At 36.4% G+C, this 18,098-nt stretch carries 11 protein-coding genes and 2 pseudogenes; 2 read left to right on the forward strand and 11 right to left on the reverse strand.

Annotated features, from left to right (window positions below; genetic code table 11):
• Window positions 1-368: 368 nt before the first annotated feature.
• Entirely contained in the window at window positions 369-1,511 is a 1,143-nt protein-coding gene (locus tag QQZ16_RS09660) for a zinc-dependent alcohol dehydrogenase (RefSeq protein ID WP_031535791.1), read from the reverse strand.
• Window positions 1,512-1,714: 203 nt separating this feature from the next.
• On the opposite strand from QQZ16_RS09660, the gene QQZ16_RS09665 reads away from it, so the two are divergent.
• Window positions 1,715-3,937 carry a choice-of-anchor I family protein gene (locus tag QQZ16_RS09665; protein WP_284561315.1) on the forward strand — a complete coding sequence of 741 codons (2,223 nt, stop codon included), beginning with the start codon at window positions 1,715-1,717 and terminating at the stop codon, window positions 3,935-3,937.
• A gap of 131 nt (window positions 3,938-4,068) precedes the next feature.
• Here QQZ16_RS09665 and QQZ16_RS09670 read toward each other — a convergent pair whose 3' ends face one another.
• Window positions 4,069-5,727 carry an ABC1 kinase family protein gene (locus tag QQZ16_RS09670; RefSeq protein WP_284561316.1) on the reverse strand — a complete coding sequence of 553 codons (1,659 nt, stop codon included), beginning with the start codon at window positions 5,725-5,727 and terminating at the stop codon, window positions 4,069-4,071.
• Between the two features lie 13 nt (window positions 5,728-5,740).
• Complete coding sequence (locus tag QQZ16_RS09675; protein ID WP_031535798.1) at window positions 5,741-6,040, reverse strand: phasin family protein; 300 nt, start codon at window positions 6,038-6,040, stop codon at window positions 5,741-5,743.
• A 607-nt stretch (window positions 6,041-6,647) separates the two neighbouring features.
• Between QQZ16_RS09675 and QQZ16_RS09680 the strand changes: the two genes are divergently transcribed.
• Window positions 6,648-7,136, forward strand: a complete 489-nt coding sequence (locus QQZ16_RS09680; protein WP_031535801.1) for a DedA family protein — start codon at window positions 6,648-6,650, stop codon at window positions 7,134-7,136.
• 138 nt (window positions 7,137-7,274) lie between these two features.
• Here QQZ16_RS09680 and cysK read toward each other — a convergent pair whose 3' ends face one another.
• The 8 genes and pseudogenes from cysK to QQZ16_RS09720 form a co-directional block, all read right to left on the reverse strand.
• Window positions 7,275-8,195 (reverse strand): cysteine synthase A, encoded by a 921-nt coding sequence (cysK, locus tag QQZ16_RS09685; RefSeq protein ID WP_284561317.1) that lies wholly within the window; start codon window positions 8,193-8,195, stop codon window positions 7,275-7,277.
• A gap of 13 nt (window positions 8,196-8,208) precedes the next feature.
• Window positions 8,209-8,832 (reverse strand): lysozyme family protein, encoded by a 624-nt coding sequence (locus QQZ16_RS09690; RefSeq protein WP_048717342.1) that lies wholly within the window; start codon window positions 8,830-8,832, stop codon window positions 8,209-8,211.
• A 235-nt stretch (window positions 8,833-9,067) separates the two neighbouring features.
• Window positions 9,068-10,272: pseudogene (locus QQZ16_RS09695) on the reverse strand (MFS transporter).
• An 866-nt stretch (window positions 10,273-11,138) separates the two neighbouring features.
• Window positions 11,139-12,542 (reverse strand): annotated as a pseudogene (gene xylE, locus QQZ16_RS09700) (D-xylose transporter XylE); the annotation flags it as partial.
• Window positions 12,543-12,562: 20 nt separating this feature from the next.
• Window positions 12,563-13,608, reverse strand: a protein-coding gene (locus QQZ16_RS09705; protein WP_435406676.1) for an IS630 family transposase whose coding sequence is annotated in 2 segments (ribosomal slippage) — window positions 12,563-13,102 and window positions 13,105-13,608 — 1,044 coding nt in all. Because the reading frame shifts where the segments join, the coding sequence is not laid out codon by codon here.
• A gap of 445 nt (window positions 13,609-14,053) precedes the next feature.
• The gene (locus QQZ16_RS09710) at window positions 14,054-15,622 is read right to left on the reverse strand and encodes a response regulator transcription factor (protein ID WP_284561319.1); all 1,569 of its coding nucleotides are present in this window, start codon (window positions 15,620-15,622) and stop codon (window positions 14,054-14,056) included.
• On the reverse strand, window positions 15,619-17,058 hold the full coding sequence (locus QQZ16_RS09715) for a sensor histidine kinase (RefSeq protein ID WP_235252129.1): 1,440 nt from the start codon (window positions 17,056-17,058) through the stop codon (window positions 15,619-15,621). The genes QQZ16_RS09710 and QQZ16_RS09715 overlap by 4 nt, the downstream gene beginning before the upstream one ends.
• Window positions 17,051-18,061 (reverse strand): sugar-binding protein, encoded by a 1,011-nt coding sequence (locus QQZ16_RS09720; protein ID WP_235252128.1) that lies wholly within the window; start codon window positions 18,059-18,061, stop codon window positions 17,051-17,053. Before QQZ16_RS09720 ends, QQZ16_RS09715 begins: the two co-directional genes overlap by 8 nt.
• Window positions 18,062-18,098 lie beyond the last annotated feature (37 nt).

Below are 18,098 nucleotides of genomic sequence, written 5' to 3' on the forward strand. Positions count from 1 at the left end.
TAATTTAAATGATAGTTTTTCACTTGTTCCTCCAACAAATTGTTGGAAATAGGTGAAAGCCATTGTTCAAATGATGTTTTTCGTGTAAACTTATCCATGCGTTAGTCCTTTATTTTGGATTTGGATAGGTTACTACCACCAACCCATTATAAAGGCTTTTTTTATAGAAAAGTTTATTTGCGGAAAATTTAATTTATTTAGCTATGTTGAATTATTTTAATGCGACACTAGTGAATATACATGTATATTATAAAGGTTTTTATAGTAGAAACATATGGATAGAGACAAATCGTCGATAAATTGCCATATATTTAGCTGCAGACTAAACATGTGAAAACCACCGAACTCGTTCGATGGCTTTTTCACAATTATGGTTTAAGGATAACCTTAATCACTTTATCCTCATGATCATTAAACATCTGGTAGGCATTACTTGCATCATCTAAAGAAATGCGATGTGTAATGATTTCCGTTGGATCGATTTTCCCATTCGTAATCCAATCAAATAACATTGGCATATAATGAATAACTGGCGCTTGTCCAGTTTTAACTGTAATGTTGCGCTCAAAAATAGTTCCTAATGGAAACATATTATATTTCGAGCCATAAACTCCTGTTAATTGCATCGTTCCGAATTTGCGCACTGCATTCATACCAATTTCAATAGCGCTGAGTGTTCCTCCTTGAAGTTTTAATTTTTGCCCGATTGCTTCCATTGGCGTTTTCTTTCCGTCCATCCCTACACAATCTATTACTACATCTGCACCTCCAGAAGACAATTCCTTGATATAGTTACCTGTATCCTCATGATTATCGAAATTAACAATTTCTACTTGATTCATTTTTTTGGCATGGTTTAGGCGGTAAGGAATATTATCAACGGCAATAACTCGCTTTGCCCCTTTCATCCAAGCAAATTTTTGGGTCATTAACCCCACAGGACCACAGCCCAATACAACAACTGTATCGCCATCCTTTACCCCCGCATTTTCAACACTCCAATAAGCAGTTGGAAGCACATCAGACATAAATAGCAGGGCTTCATCCTCTAATTCACAGGACTCTGGGATAACAAAGGGCACAAAATTTCCATATGGGACACGTAATAATTCAGCTTGTCCTCCTTGATAATCACCATATCGCTCTGTGAAACCAAAATAGGCTCCTGTATCGGCAATATCCTTATTAGGATTTGCATTATCACACTGGCTTTCCATATCATGTTCACAATAATAACAATGTCCACAAGCAATATTAAATGGGAGCACTACACGATCTCCTTTTTTAACTCTTGTTACTTCTGGACCTACCTCTTCTACAATCCCCATTGGCTCATGTCCGATTACATAGTCTTTTTCAGTTGGTAAAGCTCCTTTATATATATGTAAATCTGAACCACAAATAGCTGTTGAGGTAATTCGCACAACAATATCGTCTTTCTTTTGGAGCTTTGCATCTTCCACTTGTTTAACTTGAACATCCTTTGTTCCTTGAAAAGTGACAGCTTTCATTTGCACACTCCTCCTGTTTTTTTTATTGTTTACCTATACCAATCTGAACGCACACAGCAAACATCCAAATATTTCCGGATAATCCTTATTATCTTTACCTATTCTAAACAATAAAATTACAATTCTGACATCACCATCCAAAAATTACCCTTTACTATACAAAGTATGTACTACAAATATCTACAATTTATGAGGAGGAGAAAATGAAGAATACATTCACAAAAATGATTAGTGCTTTATCAGTTACATGCTTACTTGGTTTATCTAACTATATCGCCGCCCCATCTTCTGTAAGCGCTGCAACCTTTTCAGATTCAATCAATGTTAGTAAAATTGCCTCTTACAGTACTGGATTTTCAGATAAAGATGGTGGTGTAGCGGAAATTGTAAAGTACAACCCAGATATTCATAAATTCTATGTTATTAATGGAAAGCAACAAACAATTGATATAGTAGCTTTATCATCTTTAGAATCCAATACACTTCAACATTTGTCCAAAGAGAAATCTATTAATATAGCAGAACTACTTAACAGTGATAGCTTTCAATATGGGGATTTAACTAGCATTGACATTAATACGGAGAAACAAATTGTCGCAGCAGCAGTTCAAGATGAAAATTATTCCAAAAATGGACGTATCGTTATCATGGATTATGAGGGGAATATCCTACATACATTTGAAGCTGGTATTCAGCCTGATAATGTCGTTATATCAAAAGACGGCAAGTATATTCTATCTGCAAATGAAGGAGAACCAAGATTAGGCTTAGAAAATGGTGTTGATCCAAAAGGCTCTGTTACAATTATTAATTATGAAAAGAAACAAGCAAATACCATTCTATTTGATGATACTACAGTAATAGATTCGGATGTACATATCCGGAACAATGGTACTCTAGCTGATGCAGTTCGAGATTTAGAGCCTGAATATATCGGACTTTCTACGGATGGCAAAACAGCATTCATATCTCTCCAAGAAAATAATGCCATTGCAAGAATTAATGTAGAAACAGGCAAAGTTCTTTCTGTAAAGTCATTAGGATTCAAAGATCATTCATTACCGGAAAATGGTTTGGATGCAGCAAGAAACGATAAAATTGAAATCGAATCCTTACCAATATTAGGCGTGTATATGCCAGATTCGATTGAGGTAGTTGAAAAGGATGGCACTACTTATTTATTGACAGCAAATGAAGGCGATGCAACAGAATGGGAAGAATTTGTTAACATAGAAGATTTCAAAAAGGTCAAAGATTCAATCCAACTAGATTCTTCTCTATTTAAAGGATTTACTAAAGAAGAGGCAGAAGCAGCATTTGAACAGATGAAAAACTCTGGTGATTATGACAAATTAGAAGTACTGACAGACCGCGGAAACGATGCAATCTATACTCTAGGTGGACGTTCTTTCTCGATTTGGAATGCTGACACAATGGAACTAGTATTTGATAGTGGAAGTGAATTCGAAAAGATTACAGCAGAGCGATATCCAGACTATTTCAACTGGTCAAACGATGATGATGTATTTGAAAAAAGAAGTGCCAAAAAAGGCCCTGAACCAGAAGATGTAAAAGTAGGAACGATTGGCAACGATCTTTATGCATTTATTGGCTTAGAACGTATTAGTGGTGTCATGACGTACAATATTACAAATCCATCAAATGCAACATTCACTAATTATATTAATACAAGAGATTTTTCAAATGCTATCAGTAGTGACGTTGGTCCAGAAGGCCTTGCCTTTATTCCGGTAGAAGACAGTCCCACTAAGAAACCACTGGTATTAGTTGGGAATGAAGTGAGTGGTACGGTTGCTGTTAATGAATACCAAGTTGATCCTTTGTTTCCAATCGAGTCGATTGAACTGAATCAAACAACTATCAGCATAGAAGTTGGACAGACCTTCCAGTTAGAAGCATCCATTCTCCCAGAGAATACTACGGATAGTATAGAACTAATTTGGACTAGCTCTAATACAGATGTCGCTACCGTAAATGAAGAAGGATTAGTAACTGGAATTGCGGAAGGATCAGCTTCTATACTAGTAGAAACAAAAGATACCAAAAATCGAATCGAAGCAAGTATTACTGTAAAAGAGAAACAAGTAGCTGAAGATGAAACACCAGTAGATACACCTGACGAGAATGATATGGAAGAAGTGCCAGCTGAGTCAATAGATGAAGATGAGGGAAATTCGGAAGTCGGACCAGGTAAGAATAATGAAAATGTTGCAGACGATGCCATAAATTCCCTTGAAGATTCCCAAGGGAATGACGCTACAGATGATTCTTTAGAGGTTACAGCAACAGGAAACCAACTACCTGATACAGCAACAACTAATTATTCCTTCTTACTGTTTGGATCCTTATTATTAATACTTGGTGGAGGTAGTTATCTTCTTATTTATCGCCATGAAAAAGGATAACTATTAAGAAAAACGTATGGCATCCGTTTAGGTAGAGAAATACTTCCTTTCATCCATAAAAAAAGTGTCAAAAACTCTTTAAAGAGTCTTTGGCACTTTTTAATTTAGTATAAATGGGAAGGTTCTCATAGCTAAAACCTGCCAGAACGAAAAATCGAATAAATAAGCCAGGCAACCATTAGCATCGCAATCGAAAAGCCGATTTCAATAATCGGAAATTTCCAGAGAATTGTTTGTACCCCACTAAGAGCAACACCAATAATTAAACCAACCATAACAATACTTAGAGCAAGTAAAACAATACTAAAAGCTATCTGGTTGCTAAATCGATCCATCTTTTTTATTAATAATTCCAATTGTGGTGATGTAAATTCTACTTCTACTTTTCCTTTTCGTAGAATTCCCATAAACTGTTTAGCAGTTAACGGAATATCTTTAAGAGAAGCAAAATATTCTGGAATCTCTTCCGCAATGCTTTTAATTATTTTCCAAGGCTTAAGTTTATCTAAGAAAAGCTTCTTACCAATAGGTTCAGCCACATCAAATACGCTAAAAGTAGGATCTAGTGCAACGACTACTCCCTCCATTGTCATCAATGACTTACTTAAAAGCGTTAACTCCGATGGGATTCGGATATTGTGACGGAATGCAATGAAAAATAAATCATTAATTGCTTCCCCGACGCTTACATCTTGCAAGGGAATATCATAATATTTATCGCGCATTTCCTCTACATCAGCCGTTAATTTTTTTATATCCACATTCTCAGGAATCATTCCTAAATCAGAAATAGCGCGGATGATTCCTTTCGTGCTTTTATTGCGAAGAGCGACCACAAAAGAGGCAAAATTCTTTTTCGTATAAGATGAAAGTTGTCCTACCATTCCAAAATCTAATAAAACGATTCTCCCATCCTGGAGTGCAAGAACATTTCCAGGATGAGGATCTGCATGGAAATGACCGACTTCTAAAATCTGGTAGAATATCGTGTATGCTAACCTTTCAGCAAGTAATTCACGATTGATTCCTGCTTCATCTAAGCGATTGTAATCAGATAACTTTATTCCCTCTATATAATCCATCGTCAATACTTTCTTTGTGGAATAATCCCAATAGACAGAGGGAATAACAACATAGCCCAACGATTTATTCTGCTCGAAAAAACGATCCATATTTCGTGCTTCTATACTATAATTAAGTTCAATAAGCAGCCCTTTTGCTAGTTCATCGACTATTTCACGAAGGCCATATTGCTTCGCCCATGCCCATGTATTTTCAGCTATTCGAGCTAAATCAGCAATAATTTCTAAATCTGTTTCGATGATTGCCTGAATATTAGGACGTTGTATCTTTACAGCAACATTTGTCCCATCCTTAAGGATAGCTTTATGCACTTGACCAATGGACGCTGCGGCTAGAGGATCCTCAGAAAAATGCTTGAACAGGTGATCTACAGAATCACCTAATTCTTCTTCCAAAATCCGTACTGCCTCTCCATATGTAAACGGAGGTACTTGATCTTGCAAATCTTTTAGCTCATTAATGATTTCTGGAGGAATTAAGTCAGGACGTGTGCTGGCAATTTGTCCAAGCTTAATAAATGTTGTTCCAAGTTCTTCTAGAACTAAGCGGATGCGACGTCCCGTACTTTTAGGAGGATGTTCTTTATGAAAAAAAAACTTCTCCTCCAGTCCCATTTTATTAGAAAAGAAACCCATTCCGTTTCGAGCGAGAATAGACGTGATTTTCCGATATCTTTTCATCTGTCTAATACGTTTACTTACACCCATTTACAAACCCACTTTATTCGTCGAGATTTTTTCTTTCTAATGCCTCTATTCTTTTTTCTAATTTCTTCACATCATCTAAAGTGGCTAACTTCATTTCTGCATATGCAGCATTAACCTTTTCTTTTGCAACTGTTTCCAGCTGGCCTTTCATTTCCTCTCCCTTTTGAATCAAGTGATTGATTAAATCCTTTGACTCATTTTTGCTTACTTCTCCTTTTTTCACTAACTCTTCTACTGTTTTCTCTACTTGTTCTTTACCAGCAATCGCTAAACCTAAACCTAAGGAAAGTGCTTTTTCAATTGTTGTTCTCATCTTTCAAAAAACCTCCTTATTTTCTTTTCTAGAATCTTTCATTTTCCCTCAGACAATTTTCTATTTGTGATTAAAGTAATCCAAATAACGTGTAAAGTCAAATCATACGGGAGTAATTTCAACGATAGTGCCAACATATTTATGATATGCTCATTAAAGTAAATAATGGTTACTTTTTCAAATATGTGAAGGTGTAATTTTGAAAAGAAAAGGCTGTTTTCTAAAGAATTGTTGTTTTTTCAATAGGAAAAAAGAATTAATAGGAAACAATTAGCAGCCGGAATACAGAAGACTCCTGTGGGATTAGCGAGACAGTCTGAGACCCCGGAGGCGAAGCTGAGGAGGCTTAAGCTTAGCCCCACGGAAAGCGAAGTGTATTCCGGCTGCGGGTAATCGCAACAAACTTTACGAAAACAGCCAAAGAAAAAGAAGATTGTATGTAGAACCGAATGTCTCTATTCTGAAATAACGTCTTAGCTCCAAACCTTTCCAACATTTTTCAAGTAAAAGCCCTCCCAATTTTATTCTTTTCCCTGTATGATAAGAAAGGCGTACTCTTGAGGCTTTGCCTGAGTGAATGTTTACAGAAAAAGAACGGAGTAAATAAATGAGTGCATCTATACCTTTCATTTCCCACTATGGGTACATTGCCATATTCGCTCTTTTTGCATTAAGTGGTCTTGGTATTCCTATACCAGATGAAGCATTATTAACCTTTGTAGGTTATCTTACTTCTATTTCCGTGATGAATTTTCTTCTTGCAGATATTATTTGCTTTATTGGTGCTCTAAGCGCCATGATTATTAATTACACTTTAGGAAGAAAAATAGGCAAACCATTCCTGCTTACACACGGAAAATGGATAAAGCTTACTCCTGCAAAATTAGAAAGAGTGGAAAAATGGTTTGATAAATATGGTCCATGGACAATTATCATTGCTAATTTCATACCCGGCGTTAGAAGATTGACCTCCTACTTTTCAGGTGTATCTGGCATGAATCTATCAAAATATATCCTTTTTGCCTCTATCGGTTCCTTCCTTTGGTGCCTGCTTTTTACTATTATTGGCTACTATATTGGAGTGCTTCCGTTTTAAACGGGAGCTTATTCTTTTAGGACTTAGTAGATGGATAATTCAACGATTCATACATATTCAGCCTAACTCCAATATCACAAATTCCCTTTTTCTAAAAATAAAAGGCAGCCCAACAAGGACTACCCACTTAAATATCGCTTAAACAAACAAATCTGATGATAAATAACGTTCCCCCGTATCTGGTGCTATGCAAAGCACTTTAGCTGTCGGAGGAAGTTCTTTTGCGATTTGCACAGCAAAATGCGCACTTGAAGCACCTGATGCACCTACAAAAATGCCTTCTTCTGCTGCAAGTCGTCTTGCCATTACTTCCGCATCGGGATCTTTAATTAGTAATATTTCATCAAAAATATCACGATTTAGAATCTTAGGAATGAATCCAGGGCCCGTTCCTGGAATTTTATGAGGACCTGGTTTTCCACCTGATAAAACTGGAGAACCGAATGGCTCTACTACATATATTTTTATACCAGGAATCATTTTCTTTAATTCTTCGCCGACTCCTGTAACCGTTCCACCTGTGCCAGCAGTCAATACCAGTGCATCTAACTTTCCATCAAAAGCTTCATTAATTTCCACAGCTGTCGTTCCACGATGGGCATCAGCATTGGCCGGATTTTCAAATTGCATTGGAATGAAGCTATCAGTAATATCACTTGCTAAACGATTCGCTTCATCAATCGCTCCTTGCATGCGTCTGCTTCCCGGTGTTAAATGAACCTCTGCCCCATATGCTTTTAAAATCTGCACTCGCTCTTTTGTTGCATTATCTGGCATCGTAATAATGCAACGGTATCCTTTCACTGCAGCTACCATTGCTATTCCTATCCCTGTGTTTCCTGATGTTGGTTCAATAATGGTACTTTTACCTGGAATAAGCTTGCCTTCTTTTTCTGCATTTTCAATCATATTTAAAGCGGCACGGTCTTTCACACTGCCACCAGGATTAAAAGATTCTAGCTTTATATACACTTCCGCCCCAATTTTTTCAGGGATTTTATTTAATTGAACAATTGGGGTATTGCCTATTAATTCAAGTACCGATTTGTAAAGCTTCATTTCTATATTCCTCCTATAATTCTCGAGCATATTCTTCAATCATACTGCTCATTTCTTCTACCCTAGCTGTGACTTTTTCTGCATAAGTAAAGTCCCCATAGCAATATGGGTATCTAAAATTGAACTTGTCGTTATTACATGTATAAAGTGTTGGTGATCGTTCCACCATATATTCCGAATAGTTTTTTGCCGATTCCTCACTATGTTCGACTAGATTGTTACTGACAATAAAGTCAATATAACCTGGTCCCATATTATAGCTCTGGATAATTGCCTCAAGATCGACCCCTTGTTTCTCGCCATACTTGTACATTTCAGCAAAATGAAAAACTCCTTGTTTTATACTTTCTGAAGGGTCTTCAATTGCATTTCTTTTCAGGCCTGCTGATTCAGAGGATTGCATCGGATCATTTCCTTTTCCATGACTTTCTTGATCCATTATTGCAAGTAATATTGGTGCTAGCTCCTCTGCATTTAACTCATTTGATTCTAGCTCATTTGAAATATCCGGTAAGTACTTCAATAATCTTTGTTCATTATTTTGTTTAATCGTACTACTAGTAAATAAATAGCCAAAATATATAACCATTATTAAAATAATAATGGTGTTCGTTGCTGATTTTCTTTTTTTCTTCATTCCTATCCCTCGTTGACGCTTAAAAATCAATTAAACGTTTCCTGATTTTTTACCGTTCCCTATACATTTATTCATTATACAAGAAACAATAGTGAATTTCATTCCTTGTGAAAAAGAACTTTTTCAAAATTGCTTTATATTGGGTTATACAAAAGCAAAAAAGACTTAGCTAATGCAACAAGCGCTAGCTAAGTCTAAATCATTTTTCGTGGATTCAAATTTTATTTTATTCCCATTAATTCTGAAGCGATTCCGGAAGAGCAGACCTTCCTGCCTCCATAAGTACTTTGTCTCTTCCTAAGAAAATGGACAAGATAATGATAAACACTCCCGTTCCTATTAATAACCATTCGATTTCCATGAAATCAGCAATTGGACCGAATATTAGCATTCCAATGGGCATCATAGAAGTAGAAATCATTCCCATTACACCGAAGACTCTTCCTAAAAATCCTTCTTCTATTTTTTCCTGCAATAAAACAGTGGTTGGCGTATTAAAGATTGGCATAGCCAAACCAAATATGGCCATGAAAACTAAATAGACATCATGCAGCTTGCAAGTGTCATTGTTTTTATTTTATTTTCAAAGCCGCCCCATGATGCAATGACGCCTCCCCCTATCATCATTCCAATGGAAAAGGCAATTTCTATTGCAGTTAATCGCCAGACATCCTCTCCAAAACTACGAGTAACCTGCAAAGGAGTCAAGAATGCTGCCGGCGCCATAAGCACGAAAAAAATCGCAAAAAAGAAAAAGAATTTTTTCAAAAAAGCATGATTATTTACATACTTCAGTCCTTCTTTAAAATCACTAAAATAACTAGTCGATTGGGTTTCCGTTGCCCTTTTATGTGCTGGAATCTTTAAAAAGGCAAGCAAGGTAATGATCGCAAGCACTGCTGTAACAACATCAATGAAAAAGATTGTTTCAATAGATGCAAATGTTAATAATGCAGCACTTACCATCGGTGAAATGAACATAATAATAGCTTGAATGCTCCCATTAACACCATTTACCTTTGTCAGCTTATCTTTTGGAACAATTTGGGGCAATATTGCCCCAACAGATGGTGTTTGAATCCCTGTTCCAAATGCTCGAACTGCTGCCATCACAAAGAGCAGCCAAATTGGATCATATCCTATAAAAAAAAGAATGGCCAACACCAACGTAGCAAAAGCAATAAGCCCATCTGATAACATAATTAGCCGTTTCCGGTTATAGCGATCTGCCCATACACCAGCTATTGGCGATAAAATAAAGGTTGGAAGAAACCCACATAAAATATAGATTGTCATCATTAAACCAGATTCTGTTGTTAGCGTTATATACCACATTATCGCATATTGGACGAGTGACGATCCAAACAAAGATATCGTCTGGCTACTAAGAAATAACACGATATTCCGATACCAATTTTCTTTATGATTAACTGTACTCATTCATAAACCTCACATTCATTTTGATTAGTTAGAATAAGTCTACCTATCTTTACTAAGGCGCAGAGAAAAGAGCGAAGATATGGTATTCTTCCCTCTTATTATTAACCATATATTCAGGTTTCCAATAAATAGACAGACCAATCCCATTTCTTCTTATAAGAAGAACATCCACGTATTTAATTAACGTTGAAAATTGGGAATCTTAATCTCATTGATGCTGTCAAAAGGAAAACCTCCGTTCATTACAAAATTCCATTTAATCTTAGCATACACTCAATATTGGATACAATCGTATAGAAGAGGTATTTTTCATTTATTATTCAAAATTTTTGTAAAACAAGTATGTATATATTAATTTATTCTGTTAAACCTACTTATTTTAAGCTGAAATTTGATTTTTTCAGCCATAACCACTCCCTTTTCAGCCTAAATTTGTTTTTTATCAGCCATAACCACTCGCTTTTCAGCCTAAATTTGTTTTTTTCAGCCAAACTCACTCCCTTTTCAGCCTAAATTTGTTTTTTTCAGCCAAACTCACTCCCTTTTCAGCCTAAATTTGTTTTTTTCAGCCAAACTCACTCCCTTTTCAGTCAAATTTGTTTTTTATCAGCCAAAGCCACTCCCTTTTTAGCCAAATTTGTTTTTTATCAGCCATAACCACTCCCTTTTCAGCCAAATTTGTTTTTTATCAGCCATAACCACTCCCTTTTCAGCCAAATTTGTTTTTTATCAGCCATAACCACTCCCTTTTCAGCCAAATTTGTTTTTTATCAGCCAAAACACTCCCTTTTCAGCCAAAACCATCAACTTCTCCAAAAATTAAAAGAAAAGCAGAGGACTATCCCCCCTGCTTTTCCCATCAATACTTACGCTACATCTTCATCCTTTTTCTGCGAATTAACAAGAATTTTCTCCAGTTCTTCTAATGATCTACCTTTTGTTTCAGGTACAAACTTCCAAATAAATAGTGCTGATAATAGACTCATAATTCCATAGAAGGAATAGGTTAAGCCACCACTTACCTCCATCATCGCTGGGTATGTGGAAGAAATAAAGTAGTTTGCTGCCCATTGTGCTGCTACCGCAATTGCAACAGCTTGTGCTCTAACTCTATTCGGGAAGATTTCTGAGATTAGCACCAACACTACTGGTCCCCATAACATCATAAAGGATGCAGTATAAATAATAATGAATATCAAGGTCGCAATGCCAATTTTGTTTGAGAAAGCCATAGCAGCTACTCCAAACATACCAATTGTCATTCCAACAGAACCAATAATTAATAGTGGCTTACGTCCAAATTTATCAACCGTAAAGATGGCGATAAGAGTAAACACAACATTGACTAAGCCCATAATAATCGTTTGGAACATGGAAGCATCTCTTGCCGCACCCATGCTTTCAAAAATACGTGGGGCATAATAGAGAGCTACATTGATTCCAACGAATTGCTGAAAGACTGATAATAATATTCCAACAACTACAATTTTTTTGCCGAAAGTAAACAGCTTTGCTTTTGATTTATTGTTTTCATTAAAGGATGCCTTAATTTCAAACATAGTCGCTTTGGCCATTGTTTTTTCATATATTCTGGACAAAACAGTCATTGCCTTTTCATCCTGATTCTTCGACACGAGATAACGTGGTGTTTCTGGAACCGTGAATAATAACACCAAGAATAGGATTGCAGGTATTGCTTCAGATAGGAACATATAGCGCCAACCAATGTCATTTAACCATTCCAACGTTTGCCCACTTGCAATACCCCAGTTTACAAAATAAACGACAAGCATTCCAAAGATAATCGCAAATTGGTTTAAAGAAACCAATGTACCTCTAATTTTTGGAGGTGCCATTTCCCCGATATACATCGGTGAGATTGCTGAAGCTAAGCCGACACCAATTCCCCCAATAATTCGATAGATGTTAAAAGTAATGAGTAGAGCATAGCTTGGTTCTCCTTGTGTGAAAAACAAAAATTCTGGAAACGCAGATCCAAGAGCTGAAATTAAAAATAGTACCGCTGCAATAATAAGGGAATATTTGCGTCCGAAAATTGTAGCGAAGTAACCAGATATAAACCCACCAATAATACAACCTATTAAAGCACTTGAAACGGTAATTCCATGTACAAGGGAACTAAGACCTAATCCATCTGAAAAATAGGCTTGAAGGGATCCTTCTGCTCCAGAAATTACTGCTGTATCATAACCAAATAACAAGCCTCCAAGTGTCGCAACCAACGTGATTAGTACAATATAAAAATAACTATATAGGTTGAATTAAAGACTTACATTCTTACACAAAGCCTGTTTATGACTACATCGGCTTTAGAACCAATGTCCACTACGAACTTACGGACATTGATCCGGATGTCCTGGACTCTCGAATAGAAGACATTATTAATGATGGTTTCCTTCATCCATTTCCAAAAACCCTCCATCAGATTAAGTTCCGGACTGTAAGGAGGTAGGAAGATCAATTCAAGCCGTGAACTGTTTTCTTCCAGGAAAGGCTGGATTAGTCTGGCATGGTGGATCCTTGCATTATCCAATACCATGGCAATCTTCCCGTCCGGATACTTATCCAGGACAATCTTAAGGAATTCAAGGAAAACTTCGGCATCGTACCGTTCAGCCTCGGCTACGAAAACTTCACCGGTTTCATAGTTGAGTATCCCCAGGAGTTTGGCTCCCCTGTGCTGGCCATAGGTGGGGATTAGCCTTTGTTTTCCTTTCAGGAACCAGGAACGCTGGATGGCCTGGTAGTCCCTGATCATAGACTCATCCTCAAACAGGAGATGGTCGATTTCCTCGTTCAAAAGCTTTTTTTTAAAGCAGGAAAGGTTTCATTCCTGAATTCCTCCTGCTTTTGCCTGTCTGCTTTTTTTAGGGTGTAAGTCGGCCTGGTATAGCTGAGTCCCAAGTCTTCAAGAAGCCTTGAAACTCCACGGAGTGTATAGATTTGTCTCCACTCCCGCTGGATGAAATCACGCATGATGGAAAGCGTCCAGTTGTAATGATTTTCATAACCAACGTCGTGTGGGGTTTTATAAGCAATAACCTGTACGAGTTCATGTTCCTGCTCTTCAGTGAGTTTCCTTGGTGCACCGGGAGACTGGCCCATCTCCAGTCCGTCCAGACCGTCTTTCCGGTAAGCCTGGATGTAAGAAGATATTGTCTTATTTGAACGAAGTACAATATTTGAAATCTCCTTCTGCTTATAGCCTTGAAGATGGAGATAGATTACCTGGTACCGTTCGAACATGCGTCTGTCATCGGTTTCCTTCATGGCTTCCATGACAAGAAGCGTTTCCTGATTGGCAGTAGACATTATTCTCATCCTCTCGTGTGGGCTTTTCTTACTATTACCCTACACAGATGAAGGAGAATCTTTTAAATTCAACTTATATATTTTTATTTACCATATGTTTGAAAGAGACTTAATCTCCTTCTTTCCTCCCCTCTTATGATTACTGATAGCCTTTTCATTTCAGCTAATAATAATCACTTTTTTAGTATTCTTAGTAATTTTTAGTCTACTAACCTCCTAACCTAACAATACTAAGATGATTCCGTTTTCATTTCTATTTAATAAAGCACTTCATTCATTCATTTCATACTATTAAATTATCACGAAAGCGTATTCTTGATAGCACTTTCATCTTCACTTTTTTGTTATCATCTAGACTTTCTTGTAAAATCCTTACTTCTCTTTGTTTTATTAAGGATTGTTTAGCAATGCTCAGCACTAAAAAAACAGCGACCAATGATCGCTGTTTTTACTGCTGATATTTTAGTCTATATTCACTCGGGCTCATTCCCGTCTCTTTTTTAAATACTCTACTAAAATAGTTGGGATCTTTATAACCTATGTTTAACGCAATTTCCTTCAATGGCACATTGGGATCTAATAAATGCTCTTTCGCCTTTTCTAAACGTGTTTTCGTTAAATAGTCAATAAATGTTACCTGGAATCGTTCTTTAAATAATTTACTTAAATAATAGGAGCTTATTCCAATATGGTTGGCGACTTCTTCAAGCGAAATAGCTTTATAAAAATTTTTATCCATATAGTCTTTTACTTGCAACAATAATGCGCGTATCCCATTTGATCGCCACTCTCCAAGATGCTTTATAACGAGCAATAAGTGTGCTTTCGCTGCCTCTTTTATTTGCATGGAGTTATCAAATTTTCCTAAACTCGTTTCAATTTCTTCTTCAAACCCTAGCTCCTTCATTGAACGAATTAAGATGATAAAGAAATTCTCGATTGCTTTATGAATCATGCTTAGTTGAAAATCAGATGCCTGCTGAATAGTTTGAAAATAGGTTTCGAACATTTGCAATCCTTTTTGAACTTCCCCTTTCTTAACCGCATCCAGTAATTCTTTTTCCACCTCAAAAGGAATTAGCTCTTTTCGTTTTTGTTTCACTCGATTATTATAAGTCATATAGGCTGCACTTGGATGGCTATGCACGAGCTCTAACGCATAGATTGCCTCTTTATAGGAATCAGAAAACTGTTGCACATTTGAGACAAGCGTCCCCACACCTGCATATATATGGCACTGTTCAAGTTGATTCTGCACAACATGAATTATCTTTGGTGCAAAGTCATCTCTTATTTCAACATTTGGTTTCTCATTTTGATTAATTAATGTTAATATCGGAACTTGGAACCCCGTTAATGGCCCAACCAAACATTGTAGGTTTTGTTCCTGTAACGCTTGTTTTAGTATTCGATACCACTGGCTTTTCACTTCTCTACTTGGATGCTGGTTCTCTGATGCAAAGGAAAAAACGGCGACAAAGCCTTGCTTCTGTTCAAGATCTAGCCATTCATCCCACTCTTCTTGGTTAAATTCATATACATAGTCCATAATAAAAGATACAATAAATTCCATTTCAATAAACGAGCTTACTCTCTCCAGCCGATGATTCATTTCCTGCTTTATCATGACCTCTTGCTTTTCTTGTTCAATCTCTTCGGCCATTCCGTCAAAAGCCTCTAAAACTTCCGAAACCTTACTCGGCTTAAGTAAATATTCTTTAATACCAAATTTCATTGCTTCCCGTGCATAATCAAATGTATCAAAAGCAGAAACCATTACATACTTAATAGTTGGATGGGAGGCATGTATCTGTCTTATCGCTTCAATCCCATCAAATTCTGGCATCTTAATATCCATAAATACTAAATCTGGCTTTTGGGAAATAGCAAGCTCAACTGCTTCTTTCCCATTTTCCGCTTCTGCAATGACTTCAAAATTAGAGCGATTTCGGCTAAGCATGAGCTTCAGTCCTTCTCTTTCAATCGGTTCATCGTCTACTAGCATTATTTTTATCACGAATAAGCCCCCTTCCTATCTTTATTCAAGCTAATGTTCACTGATGTACCTTCGCCCAGAGTTGAACGAATCTTTACCTGACTATTTTTATCGAATAATTTAATCCTTTTAATCACATTACTCATCCCTATTCCAGTAGAATGGCCAGAGCCTTTATTCGTTGTAGATTTTTCTCTATCCTCCCTCAAGTCCATTAATTGGTCGATTGTCTCCTGAGCCATCCCTACTCCATTGTCCGTTACTTCTATCCATATTTTTTGATTTTTTTCATAGATTGATACAGTAATAATAGCCCCTTTTGCCATACTTTCAATTCCATGTATAAATGCATTTTCTATTATTGGCTGCAAGGTAAGACATGGAATCGGTATCGATAAACAAGCTGGGTCGATCTCTTCCTTAAATTCCACTCTTTGGCCAAAACGTGTTTTTTGGATAAAAAAGTATTCCCTCACAATTACCACTTCATCCTTTAATATCGTTTGGCGATCCAGACTGCCAATATTATAACGAAGTAAAGTTGAAACGGAAGAGATTAATTCACATGTTCGCTCTGCCCCTTCAATATAAGCGGTTTTCGAAATAGTATTCAGTGTATTAAAAAGGAAATGAGGATTAATTTGATTTTGCAGACTCTTTAATTCCATCTCCTTCAGTAATTGAGCTAATTTTGCTTTTTCTTCCATTTGACTAACCGACTCTAAAATGTTTTTTTTCATTTCATTAAAAGTTTTCGTTAGAAACCAAAGCTCATCCTTTTGAGATACAACAATATCTGCACCATCGTATCTCCCTGCTGAAATTTCCTCTGCTTCTCTTGTCAGACGGCCAATGGTTCTCGTTATTCCATTAGAAAACCATAATGCAAATAAAATACTCAATAGAATAATAGAAAATAGAATTGTAGTTCCTATATTTTTCGTGTGAACAATTTTTTTATCTAAGAGATACGAAACTTCTTGATATTCTGTTAGCTTTACATCAATTAAATCAAGTGCTTTCTCATGAATATAGCTCGATGTCTTTTCTACTTCCTTAAAGGAACTAGAATATTGTTGGATATCTTGGTTTTCCATTCCCTTTACTGTTTTCTCCGTTTGCTCTCGGAAATTGTCCATCATATTTACTAGGTTCTTCTTAGGAATTCCTTCTTTTTCAATCGCAATGAACTGTTGCTGTAGATCATTAAACTTATTTTTTTCAACATCGTATAAATCTAAATTTTCCTCCAATGGTTCATGAACATAAATTTGCAGTGATTGATATGTCTGATTCGTTTCCTTTGTGATTTCATTTAACAAGAAAAAATATTCCATATTCTCATCATATAACTTCTTTACTTGTTGATTGCTATGTTCTCGAATCCAAAATAAAAGCAACAGCAAAAGTAAAATCACACCAAAATAAATCAGTAGCTTCGAACGAATTTTAATCATGAACATTCACCTTTTTCTCTACCACTGCTTCTATATCTTTTTTATAAATGATTGCTGCATCCGTATGATTTACAACGGAGATAGACTTCTGGTTTAGGAGATTTAACATTATTTCAATACTTTTCTCTCCCATTACAAAAGGTTGCTGGGCCACAATGGCATTTATATCCCCTTTATTTAACAACTCTATATTCTCATCTAATGTATCAAATGAGATAACATACAAGTCATCTTGCTTATTTAATGATCTTGCTGCAGCAACTATACCGATTCCATCTAATGAACTTGTTCCATAAAATGCAGTAATGTCCTCATGTTCTTTCAGCATCTTGTAAGCCTTCTCTTCTGCTTGTACTCTTGTTAGATTTGATTCATCTATCGCAATAACCTTCATTCCATCTTCCTTAGCTATTGCATCTTTAAATCCTTGTACTCTTAATTGATGCTGATTATAGGCATTATCCACCCCACCGGTAATGATGCCAATTGTTGCTTTTCCCCCAGTATCGTTTACTAATGCTTGCCCTGCTAGTTGACCAGCTAAATAATTATCTGTCCCAATATAAGCAGCATTGCGTAAGCTTTCTGGTGCATCTGTATCAATCGTAATAACTGGGATTCCTGCCTTAACAGCCTTATTAATCAGTGGTGTAAAATTTTCGTTAAGCGCTTGCACAATAATGCCATCAACTTTAGCTTGGATTGCCATATCTAATAGTTTTAATTGTTCTTCTGGATTCGAACGTTTTGGTCCTTCATATTCAACAAAAACATCATTCTCTAACGCAGCTTTTTTTGCCCCTGCCCCCACTAAACGCCAATAATCATGATCCATTTCCTCTCCAATTAACGCAAAATGGTACTTTGGCAAAGGGGTCTCCTCTGAAATAACTTCTTGCATTTTCTGATCATAAATTTGAGCCTGTCTATAAGAATATAAGGAATATGCAACCGCTATCAGAAAAATGATAATTAAAATGGTATAAAAAAAGATACGTTTCATATGTTCCTCCAAATGACGTAACTAGTGTATTCTTATG

Origin of the sequence: Bacillus sp. T2.9-1 (assembly GCF_950097965.1) — a bacterium.
Taxonomy (GTDB): domain Bacteria; phylum Bacillota; class Bacilli; order Bacillales; family Cytobacillaceae; genus Niallia; species Niallia hominis.

Excerpts from the sequence above, each read along its gene's own strand:
- QQZ16_RS09670 (WP_284561316.1), bottom strand. The coding sequence starts at position 5,727 with ATGGGTGTAAGTAAACGTATTAGACAGATGAAAAGATATCGGAAAATC.
- QQZ16_RS09675 (WP_031535798.1), bottom strand. The coding sequence starts at position 6,040 with ATGAGAACAACAATTGAAAAAGCACTTTCCTTAGGTTTAGGTTTAGCG.
- QQZ16_RS09680 (WP_031535801.1), top strand. The coding sequence starts at position 6,648 with ATGAGTGCATCTATACCTTTCATTTCCCACTATGGGTACATTGCCATA.
- QQZ16_RS09690 (WP_048717342.1), bottom strand. The coding sequence starts at position 8,832 with ATGAAGAAAAAAAGAAAATCAGCAACGAACACCATTATTATTTTAATA.
- QQZ16_RS09665 (WP_284561315.1), top strand. The coding sequence starts at position 1,715 with ATGAAGAATACATTCACAAAAATGATTAGTGCTTTATCAGTTACATGC.
- cysK (WP_284561317.1), bottom strand. The coding sequence starts at position 8,195 with ATGAAGCTTTACAAATCGGTACTTGAATTAATAGGCAATACCCCAATT.
- QQZ16_RS09720 (WP_235252128.1), bottom strand. The coding sequence starts at position 18,061 with ATGAAACGTATCTTTTTTTATACCATTTTAATTATCATTTTTCTGATA.
- QQZ16_RS09660 (WP_031535791.1), bottom strand. The coding sequence starts at position 1,511 with ATGAAAGCTGTCACTTTTCAAGGAACAAAGGATGTTCAAGTTAAACAA.
- QQZ16_RS09715 (WP_235252129.1), bottom strand. The coding sequence starts at position 17,058 with ATGATTAAAATTCGTTCGAAGCTACTGATTTATTTTGGTGTGATTTTA.